The 12,717-nt window shown below is 29.7% G+C and carries 10 protein-coding genes; 4 read left to right on the forward strand and 6 right to left on the reverse strand.

Translation table 11 applies throughout. From position 1 onward, the window contains the following. Window positions 1-9: 9 nt before the first annotated feature. On the reverse strand, window positions 10-1,338 hold the full coding sequence (locus BUA86_RS12030) for a hypothetical protein (protein ID WP_072932984.1): 1,329 nt from the start codon (window positions 1,336-1,338) through the stop codon (window positions 10-12). A 281-nt stretch (window positions 1,339-1,619) separates the two neighbouring features. On the opposite strand from BUA86_RS12030, the gene BUA86_RS12035 reads away from it, so the two are divergent. Beyond that, complete coding sequence (locus tag BUA86_RS12035; RefSeq protein ID WP_072932986.1) at window positions 1,620-2,297, forward strand: response regulator transcription factor; 678 nt, start codon at window positions 1,620-1,622, stop codon at window positions 2,295-2,297. Further along, window positions 2,294-3,664 (forward strand): HAMP domain-containing sensor histidine kinase, encoded by a 1,371-nt coding sequence (locus BUA86_RS12040; protein ID WP_072932988.1) that lies wholly within the window; start codon window positions 2,294-2,296, stop codon window positions 3,662-3,664. The genes BUA86_RS12035 and BUA86_RS12040 overlap by 4 nt, the downstream gene beginning before the upstream one ends. A gap of 118 nt (window positions 3,665-3,782) precedes the next feature. Here the strand turns inward: BUA86_RS12040 and BUA86_RS12045 are convergent, their stop codons facing one another. Then, a complete protein-coding gene (locus BUA86_RS12045; RefSeq protein WP_072932990.1) occupies window positions 3,783-4,799 on the reverse strand; it encodes a beta propeller repeat protein in 1,017 nt (338 codons plus the stop codon). 198 nt (window positions 4,800-4,997) lie between these two features. On the opposite strand from BUA86_RS12045, the gene BUA86_RS12050 reads away from it, so the two are divergent. Together BUA86_RS12050 and BUA86_RS12055 are read left to right on the forward strand one after the other, a co-directional pair. After that, window positions 4,998-5,513 carry a hypothetical protein gene (locus tag BUA86_RS12050; RefSeq protein ID WP_072932992.1) on the forward strand — a complete coding sequence of 172 codons (516 nt, stop codon included), beginning with the start codon at window positions 4,998-5,000 and terminating at the stop codon, window positions 5,511-5,513. 56 nt (window positions 5,514-5,569) lie between these two features. Continuing rightward, the gene (locus BUA86_RS12055) at window positions 5,570-6,139 is read left to right on the forward strand and encodes a GNAT family N-acetyltransferase (RefSeq protein WP_072932994.1); all 570 of its coding nucleotides are present in this window, start codon (window positions 5,570-5,572) and stop codon (window positions 6,137-6,139) included. A gap of 63 nt (window positions 6,140-6,202) precedes the next feature. On the opposite strand, the gene BUA86_RS12060 is transcribed toward BUA86_RS12055, so the two are convergent. The 4 genes from BUA86_RS12060 to BUA86_RS12075 all read right to left on the reverse strand — a co-directional run bounded on the left by BUA86_RS12060 (window position 6,203) and on the right by BUA86_RS12075 (window position 12,699). Then, the gene (locus BUA86_RS12060) at window positions 6,203-7,447 is read right to left on the reverse strand and encodes a T9SS type A sorting domain-containing protein (RefSeq protein WP_072932996.1); all 1,245 of its coding nucleotides are present in this window, start codon (window positions 7,445-7,447) and stop codon (window positions 6,203-6,205) included. A 100-nt stretch (window positions 7,448-7,547) separates the two neighbouring features. Next, window positions 7,548-8,948, reverse strand: coding sequence for an HmuY family protein (locus tag BUA86_RS12065; protein WP_072932998.1), 1,401 nt, complete (start codon window positions 8,946-8,948; stop codon window positions 7,548-7,550). A 10-nt stretch (window positions 8,949-8,958) separates the two neighbouring features. Beyond that, on the reverse strand, window positions 8,959-11,106 hold the full coding sequence (locus BUA86_RS12070; RefSeq protein ID WP_072933000.1) for a TonB-dependent receptor plug domain-containing protein: 2,148 nt from the start codon (window positions 11,104-11,106) through the stop codon (window positions 8,959-8,961). A gap of 261 nt (window positions 11,107-11,367) precedes the next feature. Beyond that, window positions 11,368-12,699 (reverse strand): hypothetical protein, encoded by a 1,332-nt coding sequence (locus tag BUA86_RS12075; protein ID WP_072933002.1) that lies wholly within the window; start codon window positions 12,697-12,699, stop codon window positions 11,368-11,370. Between the last annotated feature and the right edge of the window lie 18 nt (window positions 12,700-12,717).

Here is a 12,717-nt window from a genome sequence, read left to right on the forward strand (position 1 = left end):
AATTGTTTTTTAACTAATATCTATTCTGTATTTTAATACAAACTGCCATTTTCTGTCTGTTGCAACAGCATTACCTCCATCGTTTGTAAAAATTGGTCTATTCTGAGCATCAAAAGTTAATCTTGATGACATTTTATTAAACAATAAAGAAACACCAGCATCATAAATAACAGCGTTGTCTTTTAAACCTTTTAAATCTGATAATTGAACAGAAGCAGCAGGTTGTAATTGCATATCATTTTTCTGTTTATTGAAATAAGGAAGAGTTCCACCAACTTGTAAGAAATAAGTATTTCCTGTCCCAATAATAGGCATAGCGTTACCAGCACCATTAAGACTTGCATTAGCAGAATTAACTCCAGTTGCTGGATTATTAGTTCCTACATAACGAACATAATTTGGTCCATAATCGTTGTGCATTGCCATTGCATAAGCACTAATAGATGTTCCTTTTTCTTTGTTAATTGGTGCATCGTAAAATACATCAACAGCAAAGTTTTTCATGTCATCATTTTTAGTCACATCTAGCTCGTCTTTATGCCACATTAAATTGTGTATATAATCAAAACCAGCTCCTACACTTAATACTTTCTTTTTCCCCATATAAGTACCAGAATTAAAAGGAGAAGAAATATTTTCTGTATCGAAAAAAGCATATCTAAAATATCCTGAGAAATCTTTATTTGTTGCATTTTTACTTACTGTTGCAACATTAAGTTTAGGATCTGCCATTAAATTTGTATAAGGATCTGCTACAACTAATCTATAGTCAAATTTTCCTATTTGTCCTTTTAAGTAAGCACTTAATTCACGAACTGTAGCATCTGTAATACCAGCATTAGATGTTGCATAAGCAGGAAGGTCATATAATAAAGTATTTAATGGTCCTGTTGTAAAACGAGATAAACCTCTCCAAGTAGAACGACCAGCACCAAACTGAATTGCATTAGAAAATTTATATTCTCCATAAGCATCTAATAACTCAAAATTATTAACTCCTTTTTGGTTTGCATTCACATTTGTTGCTCCTCCTTGTAATACGAACGTTAATTTTTCTGTTGGCTTATAAGTCATCTTTACACGAATCCTTCTTAAAGATAAATCTGCAGATTCAGATTTATTTTGGTCGTTAATCATACTACCAGGATTAAGTTGTGTATATCTTGCCCATGCTTCTGCATAACCACTTAAAGATATAGATCTTGTATGCTCATCGTTTAAATAATGAATTAAAGGAGGATTCCCAAAATCATTTTTCTTTTCCTGAGCATTCATTTTGTTTACTCCCAAAAAAGCAAGCAAAACAACTGTTCCGATTTTTATATATTTCTTTTTCATAATTATTAACTGTAAAATGAACTATTCTTCTTTTTTTACAGGACAAATGTATTCTCGAAATGAAAGGGCAACTATTAGAAAACTATTAGAATTTTTATAACAAATCTAATTGCAGGACATAAGAAAACAACTTAAACAACTGATCTACTATCGTTTGATTTGTTAAATTATTTTAAGAATTTTTTACGTATAAATAGATCGGCTATATTTCTAATCAACCAATCTTATTAGTATCTATCTTTGTATCATCATACATCAATAATTAAAAAAATTATTTTCTTATGAGAATAATCGTCATAGAAGACAATGAACGCGTAGCTACATTGTTAAAAAAGGGATTAACAAGTCAAGGTTATGAAGTTGCTGTTTTTATGGATGCAGAAACAGCTTATTTCGATTTAACAAATAATCAGTACGATTTAGTAATAACAGATATTATGCTTCCGCACATGAATGGTATTAGTTTAAGCAAAAAAATAAAACACTTACATCCTGAATTGCCAATTCTAATGCTAACTGCATTAGGTACAATTGATGAAAAAATTAATGGGTTTGATGCTGGTGCAGATGATTATATGGTGAAACCATTTGATATGAGAGAATTATATGTTCGTGTAAAAGTTATTTTGAATAGAGCTGTTACAACTCAAATAGAACACTCATTAAAGTATGATGAATTGTATATTGATTTGGATAAACAAGATGTATTTAGAAATGAGCAAAAAATAGAATTAACTCCCAAGGAATTTAAATTATTACATTTTTTAATGCAAAATCCAGAACGTGTTTTAACTCGTGATGAGATTGCAGAAAATGTTTGGGGAAACTTGTTTGATACTGGAACAAATTATATTGATGTTTACATCGCTTATTTAAGAAAGAAAATTGATAAAAACTTCGAACAAAAGCTTATTCATACAAAAGCAGGTATTGGTTTCATCTTAACTAATTTATTATGAAACTAGCCATAAGAACAGCACTAACCTATAGTATACTTACCGCAGGAATTTTTCTCGTTTTTGCTTATGCAATTGTTTTGGTTTCTGAAAAAAATCAAAACGATGAATTTTTCGATCGCTTAGGATATAAAATTACGTGGCGATCTGAGTTATATTTTGAAGCTGGAATGGATGAAAGTCATATACGTTTTTTACATCTTAGAAATAAGCAAATATTAAACGAAGCTGATGTGAGTATTTATAATTCTGATAAACAACTTATTTTCTCAGACACACCCATCCCTTTAGGTAATAACTACAATTGGGTTTGGAAAAAAATAGAAAAAAAAGATCGTGTAAAATGGTACGGAGACAATCAGCAATATATGGCCGTTACTTATGTGTATAATAACCAAAAGTTTTATATCATAGGACGAGCAAAAGATGTTACTGGAGAATTTTACATGAACCGACTAAAACATAATATAAAAATTATTTACATTGTTTCTGTTTTAGTAATTTTTGGAATTGGATTTATTTTCTCCTACTATACTTTGAAACCGCTTAAAGAAATTATCAATCAAATTAGAGACATTTCAGAACATCGACTTCATCACCGTTTACCTCTTCCTAAAACGAAAGACGAAATTTATGAGTTGTCACATACCTTTAATTCAACTTTTAATCGATTAGAAAAATCATTTAATACGCATAAAAACTTTGTTTCTACAATTTCTCATGAGTTTAGAACACCTTTATCAGCATTAATTGCCGAATTGCAATTGGCAAAAGAATTAAACGTTACGTTAGACGATTATAAACAATCCATAGATAATGCGCTTTCTGATGCACAGAAAGCAACAGATTTATCAACGGCTCTATTAGATTTGGCACGAGCAAATTACGATATATCTCAAGTTAGTTTTATAAAATTAAGATTAGATGAGGTATTAATGGATGCTAAACTGAACATTTTAGGAAAGAATAATCATTATAAAATTAGTGTGAATTACGACAACCTAGAAATGAATGAAATGCCCGATGATTTCGAATTTATTGGTAATCCTTACTTACTTTATATTGCATTTACAAACTTAATAGAAAATGCATGTAAATATTCTGAAGACGAATTATGTACAGTTTTGCTTTCTGCAACAAAAGAACATTTTATTATTCAGTTTTCTGATAATGGAATTGGTATACCAGAAGATGAGCAAGAAAAAATATTCGATTTATTTTTTAGAGGAAAGAATAAGAATTTTAATGAAGGAAATGGAATTGGTTTAAGTATTGTTCAGCAAATTGTCCTTTTACACAAAGGTATTTTAGAATTAGAATCTGAAGTAAATAAAGGAACTACATTTACGATTCGTTTAGATAGAAAATAGTTAGGTGAAGACCTAATATTTAGCATCTGGAAAGAGTTTTTTAATTAATAAAATAGCCTTGCCAAAGTTTAAAATCTTGACAAGGCTAAATTGTGATCTCTATAAGTCTAAAAATTACTTATAAATTTATTTTTCCAATTTTTCCATTGTTTCCAACCAAAATAACATATTTTTTGTCTGGAGAAACTTTGCACGTATTGTAACTATCTTTTGTAATATTTTTCCAATTGTGTCCACCATCTACGGAATAGTCTACACCAGAATAACCACAAACAACAACTTTATCTTTATCAATAACTGTTACACCAGATTTATAACCTTCTGGATATTTCCAAGAATCTACAAAAGAAACAGCTCCATTTAAAATTTTAAATTTATATAAATTATGTTTTGACTCTTCTGGTTTTTTATAATCTCCACCAACTAAATAACCAACATTATAAGTCGGATTATAATCCATTCCATTTATACCAGAAGTACTACTTTTAGTTTTATCTAAAATATATAATTGCCCTCCTCTCGATGTATAATAATATAAATTAGACTGTTCTCCTCCACTCACAATAAGTGTTTGCTTTTCGTCAGAATATATATTACTTCCACTTGATGCAAAAAATGCTTCTTTCGGATTTTTTAATCGTAGTAATTGTTTATTTACATATAAATCCTCCTCCCATTTTTTTAAATTACTTGCCGAAGACTTTAAAACAAAAGGTTTATCTGGTCGCATTGGATCTCCTAAAACAATTATATTTTTAGTTTTAGGATCAACATACATTGCATCTAGAAAAATCTTTGGCGTATTATTTTCATACACTTTATTCCATGTTTTTCCTCCATCTTTAGAATTTAAGATATAAGCTGGTGCATCTACACTCATCGCTAAATAATTATCCTTATCTAAAACCTCTACATCTCTAAAATCTCTATCACTTACAACTTTAGGATTTATCCATGTAAAGGTTTTACCTCCATCTAGACTTTTTCCTATAGTATTTTTAGATCCCGAAACAACAAATGTTTTGGCATCCTGAAATGATAATCCTCTGTAACTAGTACCAGAATTCTCTTGATTAATAACCTCGTAAGTTTGGGCTATTGATAAGCTTGATAGCAAAATTAATAAATATTTCATGTGTGTAATTTGTTTCAATAAAGTTAGGCATTTTTATAATTTTATTGAATAAAAAAACGCTTGTAACACGCATATTTATTGATAACTTAATGTTTTAAGTTAAAAAACAGACAATTAAAAATCGTGATTAGACCATTTCTGTAAAAAATGGTATCAAAATTGTTATATAAACGTTTATTAAACATTATTATAAAAACTATGAAAAAATTATTTGTATTAGTTGCTATCGCATCATTATCGTTTGCAACTTCATGTAAAAATGAAAAAGATAATGCAGTTGAAACTGAAACAACTGTAGATTCAATTACGAATGACTCTGCAACTGTTGTTACAACAACTACAACAATCACAGAATCTGAAGCAAAAGCTAAATTAGACAAAGCTAAAGCAGATTTAGATGCAGCTAAAGCAAGAGGTGACAAAGCTGCAACAGAAGCTGCGCAAAAAGCTTATGACGATGCTGAAAAAGCATGGAATGATACTAAAGCTGCACTAAAAAATGCTGCTGATAATGTAGAACAAGGTGTAAAAAACACAGTAGATAATGTTGATGCTAAAGCTGACAAAGCAAAAGAGGACATTAACAAAGCTGCAAAAGATGCTAAACAAGACGTAGAAAATGCTGCAAAAGATGTTAAAGCAGAAGCAAAAGAAGCAGGAGAAAAAGCAAAAGAGGGATACAATAATGCTTTAGATAAAATGAAAACTAAATAGTATTTCCCTTTATAATTCATAAATTTAGCCTTGAAATATTTCAAGGCTATTTTTTTATGACAAATTTTAGAAAAGCAACAAAAGAAGATTATCCATTTATTGCAAAAACAATGATGCTTGCAATGGATAAAATTGTTTATGAATTTATTGGAGAGAATAATTACGAAGAAGCAATCCGATTTTTAGAAGAATTAATACAAGCAGAAGATAATCAGTATAGTTATCAAAATACTGTAATTGTTGAATATGATAACAAACCAGCAGGTTCAACTACTTTTTATGATGGTGCATATTTGGATCAATTAAGACAACCAGTATTAGACTTATTGAAACAAAAATATAATCGAGAAATAAATCCTGAAAATGAGACACAAGCAGGTGAAATATACATTGATACAATTGCTGTTTTAAATGAATTTCAAGGAAAAGGAATTGGCTCTAAAATTCTGGATTATTTAATTGAAGAAATTACAGTTAAGCAACACAAAAATTTAGGTTTATTGGTTGATTATAAAAATCCAAATGCTCAAAAATTATACGAAAACAAAGGTTTTGTTGTCGTAGGAGAAAAAGTTTTAATGAATGAGCAACATAAGCACATGCAAATAAAACCTCATCAACAATAAAAAAAGGTTGCCCAACTATTGGGCAACCCACACAAAGAGACAAAATAAAGTTAACTCAGAACTTTATCGTAAAACTATTTTCTTAGATTCAATTTTATCTCCCGACTGAAGTTTAACTACATAAACTCCCGCTGGTGCTTGCGATAAATTAATCGTTTTATTTGTAAATGATGATGTCGGTTTATATGTTTCTTGATGGATTAATTGTCCATTAATAGAATAAACTGCAATCGCAATATTTGATGAATTTGTTTCAGCAGAATTATAAACAATGCTAAACGACTTTGGTTGTGCTTGATTTGTATAAATTCCGAATTTTGTTTTCTCTAATTCTGTTGTAGCCAAAGTTGCTGTTACATCTGTATACTCAAAACCTAATTTACCTACACTTGATGATGGAATTGAATTAAATTCTAACTTATAAATTTTGTTTGATACTGTATTTTTTATAAAATAACTTACATCACGTAACGTATAACTAAATCCACTTAAAGTTTTCCAGTCAAAACCAATTGTATTAATTTCTTTTTTATAATCTACACTAGAAGCAGGTTTCCCTTCTCCTTCAATTTCTGCAACTCTTACATTATCTGAGTGTAAAGCTCCTGTAACTACATATTTTACAGTTTCACTACCCATAGGATAATCTGTTGCGTATTGTGTAAATTTTAAATCCCACTGAGAGTCTGCTGGCTCTGGTGTTACTACAGAATCTGTCGTGATATTAAAATAATTGAATATTCTATCTAAAGATGAATTCTGTCCTATTGTAACAGTTTTATCTTCTCCCCATCCTCCATCAACATACTTAGAATAAGTAAAATTATAACTACCAGATTTTAAATCATTAATTCTAAATTTTACATAACCACCAGATACATATTCTAAAACAAAGATTACATTACCATTTACAAAATGAGTTGCAAAATCGTAAGATCCCCATCCCATTTGAGCAGAACCTTGGTTAAAAGCACCATCTTCCCAATCTATATCACTGTTATATAATGGAGTTAAAGTTGATAAATTATCAATTGTTACATTATTCCAAGCATCAAAGTTATCTGCAACTTCGTAAACGTTAGCAATTTTACCATCGTTAGATCGTACTCCCATAGAATATAGACTTCGTCTGTAAAATGCAATATCCCAATCTCTAGCAACAGTAGTTGATGTTTGATTTTCTAAACCAAAATAAACATCATTAACGTAACCTTGTCCCATTAAAGCCTCAGCTTTAATAAGTTCTTGAGCATTAACACCTGAAGCAGCTATCATTGCTACTACGAAAGAAGTAAATATTTTTTTCATATTATTAATTATTTATATAACCTATTGTGCATTATGTTTATTCATAAAACTTTTCATCTAATGACGTTCAATGCATAATGCACAATAAGTAGTTAGTTATTTATTTTATTAATTTGTATTCGAAACTTGGATTTCCTCTTATACCAGAAGCATTTATAAAAGATGTCATTTTAATTTTGTAGTAATTATTTTCTGCATCTTTTAAAACATAGAATCTATCTGTATAAATTGTTTGTGGTGAAGTTACTTGACGCCAAGAGTCTCCAATAACACGTTGATCATTCTGAAATTTAACCTCATCAATCATACTTTCATTAAAGTTGTCATATGTTACGCTACTTGAAACATCTACTCTATAAGCTTTAACTCCAGCTTTTAAATTATTCACAACAAAATCTGAATATCCATAAGAACCATTCCCTTCGATTAAATTTGTGAAAACTGTAAAGTTTAAATCCCATTGTAATTTTTCTGGCTCAACAGAAGTTTCGCTATTTGTAACAAGATTTAAAAAAGTAAAATTGTGTGTTGAGTTTTTCTTAATGGTCTTTTCTTGGAAAGTTGTATCGTCTAAATTAGCATACTGAACTAAATAGTCTTCTCCTCTTTTTAAGAATCTTACTTTTTTATATCCTCTCGCAGATCCAGCAATAGCAACAGATCCAGCAGATGGTGTCGTATTCCCTACTTCATATCCTAAGTTTAATAAATAAACTGGATTTTCTGCATCATTATCTTTTATCTCTGCAATTGCAGTTTTTAGAATATCTCCTGCAGGATGATCTACAAAATCCTTATTCGAATCAGAAAAAGTTCCTACTGCAACAGAAGCCAAAATACTATTTACAGAAGCTTTCGTAACTTTTGTAATATCTGTTTCTGTTAAAGCTTTTGTTGCCATATAAATAGATCCATTTAATACAACACGGAAATAAGAACCATTGTAAAATCCTAAATCCCAACTATCTCTTCTTACTTTTGTTTGAACAGATTTACTTAAATCAATATAGACTTGATAGGGTTGATTTGGACCTCCTACTTCTGGAGACATAGTTCCTCCGATAGAACGGTCAAAAGAAATACTAAGCGATTTATATCCTTGTATAACTGCTGCAGGATAATCTATTTTTACAATTTCGAACTGAACTTTTTTATCAGATCTATCAAAAGGATAAATTAAATTCTTAAAAGTAAAACTAGCTGTTGATTGTCCTTTCTTAATTGGAACAATAATTTCGTTTTGTGTTGCAGCTGGTAATGTCGTATAATCTACATCGTAATTAGCATTTTCTGCGCTAACTCTTATATGTACTTGCCCGTCTTGTTCTGCTGTTTTAGAAAAAACTAACTGAATAGTTTCTTCTCCTTCTATTTTACTAAAATCAATACTTTCATTTTTAAAAGCTGCAACGAAGTCGAGTCCTAAAGGCGAACTTTCGTCTGAACAAGATGAAAGAAATATTGATGTTATAATAACAAGAATAAGTGAATATATTTTCATGATTATTTTATTAATTGATACCTAAATTGAATGTTAATTTTAAGAAATATGATCGCCCATAAGCATACATAACACTTGTTGCTGCTGCGCTATGAGGTCCATCAGCAGAAGTTGTATTATTTAAAGTTGTAACATCAAATAAGTTGCGTGCTCCTAATGTTAAACTAATTTTATTCTGAAAGAATGATTGTCTAATAGAAGCATCCATAGAACTAAAAGCTTGCTGTTTTCCTTTTAATAAATATTGTTGTTGAGTAGCTGCATCTGTTTTTAAAACATATTGCTCTCTTTCTCCATTATACTTGTAAAAAACAGAGAATGTTGTACCAGTTTTTGGTATTCTATAAGAAGCATTTGCATTCGCTTGTAGTGAATAGAAATACTTATCTTTTTGTTTTTCTACAACATCTGTTTGATCTATAGATTGCTTAATACCTGTAAATGTAGCACCAACTCCACCTATAAGATTTCCTACAGAAAACTGGTTCATATACATTATACCTTGTACATTATATTTATCGACATTATTATATTGGTAACGAAGAGGCTCTTCTCCAATAATCACTAAATCAATTTTATCTTTTAAATCAATTTTCCAAATCGAAACTTTCTGTTCTAAGTTGGTATTTGAATTAATCTCCCAATTGTTTTTTAAATGTAAAAATGCAGAAACTCCTTTTTCTGGATTAAGATTCTCATTTCCTCTTACATCATGATTAACATCAACTAGTAAAGAATACATCTCATCATAGTTTGGTAAACGAGGCGATGTTCCTACAATTCCACGTAACTCCCAATTTTTAGCAAAAGCATATTTCGCACTAAGACTCATTACATATTGCGTATCGAATTGTTCCGAAAACATTACACGAGCTCCTGGACGTAAAGAGATTTTATCGTTTAAATTAATTTCAGAAGAAGCAAAGAAATCATACGTTCCAATTTTTCTTTGTATTGGTTTGTCTGGATTACTATTAAACTCCATAGAAATTGGTGAAGCATATCCTGTGGTTTGATCTATTTCATAACCAAATTGGAAATCAATAACATCATTCTTGTTTATGAAATTGCTAAACATACCTTTAGAATAGTACATTTTTCTGCTTTCGAAGTCGTATTTATTTATGTTTAATTCGTTACCTGTAAGAACTTCGTAGTTATACGCTTTTAATTTTCTTTTTTGTTCTTGATAAGAAACAGAAATATCATAATTTATAGCATCTTTAAACCTACCTGCTGCATTTAAATGATTATAAATTCTATCTGTTGTGTAAACTCTATCATCAGCAATCGGATTTACTGTTCCCGTTTCTGGTTGAGGATTCATCCTCATATTAGGTTGAAAATATTTAGTTTCTTCGTTAAAATATTCAAACTTATAAAACAATCTAAAGTCTTTCTCTTTGTATTGAACTAATGCTTTTGTTGAATTCTGAACCTTAGGCAACCATTGGTACCCTCTTAACCCATCATTCTCTGCATAGTTCTTACCTTGTTTATTATCAAAAAATCCCTGAAAATCATTACGTGAAAAACTTAAATTACCATAGATTTTGTCCGAAAATTTATGCCCGATCTTCAGGGATTGTATATGTCTTCCCTTATTTTTCCAATTGTATTCGTCACCAATAGTTTCCTCTTGTAGAGTAGCTGAAATATCAAATAGATTTTTCCCTCCTTTTTTTGTAATAATATTAATTACACCTGCAATAGAATTAGCACCATACTCTACTCCCATTGCTCCTTCTACAATTTCTACTTGTTCTATATCATCAAGATTTATTTGAGTTAAGTCTGTATTATTACCAACTCCTTCATCATTTACAAGTGGAATATTATCTACTAAAATTTTAAAATACTGACCATCTAAACCAAACATACTTACAGTTGACTTTCCTGTAGATGAACTTGGTGTAATGTTCATATTTAATGTTTGATTTAAAACATCAGCAAGTGTATTTCCTGCTTGTCTTTCAATCATATCTCGAGTAATTACTTTTACCTCGTAAATAGATTTTTTAACTGACTGACTATTATATTGCCCAGAAATAACAGTTTGCTCTAACTCTACAAATTCATTTTTATTAATAGAATCATTCGTTTGTGCATATAAGTTTAATCCTGATAAGCAACTTAATAGAAAAAAATATCTCTTCATTTTATATTATAAAGTCTCTTAGCGACTATTGTTATTTATAATTAGTCTAATATTTAATAAGACAAATATAAACGAAGATTTTCTTTTATTTTTATTTATTCTAAATAAAATCGATTAAATGATACAAATCATAAAAGAAAAAAAATATCTGCATCGTTAAATGCAGATATTATATATTGAATTTTCTAAAAATTTATTAATTCTTTTTAGATAGATGAAATCATTGTATTATAAATAATAAATGAAAAGATATAATGCACATTATATCCCTGCTTTCTTAAGTACATAAGCCATCATATTATGTAGAAATTTTTCTTGATCTGTATCTATTGCTCCTCTTGAATCTTTAAATATATCAGAATCAGTACACCAAATAATTTTTCCATCGTATTCTCCTTCAGAAGTCCATAATAATACATCATTGCCAACTGTAGCAAATACTCTGCTCCCAGAAGCTAATTGCGATTGATTAATTTTCGCCAAAGAAGTTCCATTTATTATTGTTCCTTGCGTATTACCAAAAACATCACTAAACACTTGTGTTCTAGAAGCATTTGCTCTAAAAGCACCAGCAGGTCTATCAATTTTACCTGTATTACCAAAATGATTAAATATATATTCTTGAGTACCTTCGCCAGCATAGCCAGTATGTTCCAAACAAATAATTACAACTCCTCCTTTCGCAAGAAAATCTTTTATTTTTTGTACGCGTGCTGGCAAATTATTAAATGAGTTAGCCGATACAGATAATATATCAAACTCTTCTTTTAAATCTGATGGACTATCTAATGAGAATTGAGAAAAAATAAAAGGTCTATTCATTTTATATACTCCATTAGGTCCGTAATAATCTCCATTTTTTAATTGACTATTATAACCAATTGAATTTTGAAACACTGGTGAAGCTATTAGGTGAGTACCCTCATAGCCAAATCTTGTAGGAGAATATACATCTACAGAGTTTGTACATTGTAAACTTAATTTGGAAAAAGTAGCTGTTAGTTTACCTGTTTCTGTAGGTGTTCCACTAAGCCCGAATGTTATAACCATTGATTGACCTGGTTGTATAAATGTAGAATGTGGAACAGCATTTATGACAGTAATCCCTCCACTTGAACCACTTAAAACTAAATCACTTGGTTGAAATGAAATTGGATCTACTCTACTTAATGTATTATTTGTAACTGTAACAGTAAAAGTATTCGTATGATCTAAAGGTTGACCTTTTACATAGTTTCCTGTGAATCCATTAGCAGAACAATCTAAAACTATTCCAGATGAACCGTTATCTATAGATTCATCTTTACAAGAATCACATAAACAATTAGACCATGCTGTTCCATTGTAATACTTTACACATTTTTCTGTACTATCATATATAATAGTCCCTTCTACAACAGAACCTCCTTGAGGATTTACAATATTATCTGTTGACTGATTAGTAGGTAAAACTAATCCCGAATTGTTTGTTAGAGGAGAATTGATATCTAGAGCTCCTCTAGGTTTTTCAGTTCCTATTCCTACTTGGCTAAAAGATACTATTCCTACTAAAAGCAGAAATAACGTAAATAATTTATTCACCGACGTTTTCATAATTTATTTTGATTGAAT

The organism is Chishuiella changwenlii, assembly GCF_900142565.1.
Taxonomy (GTDB): domain Bacteria; phylum Bacteroidota; class Bacteroidia; order Flavobacteriales; family Weeksellaceae; genus Empedobacter; species Empedobacter changwenlii.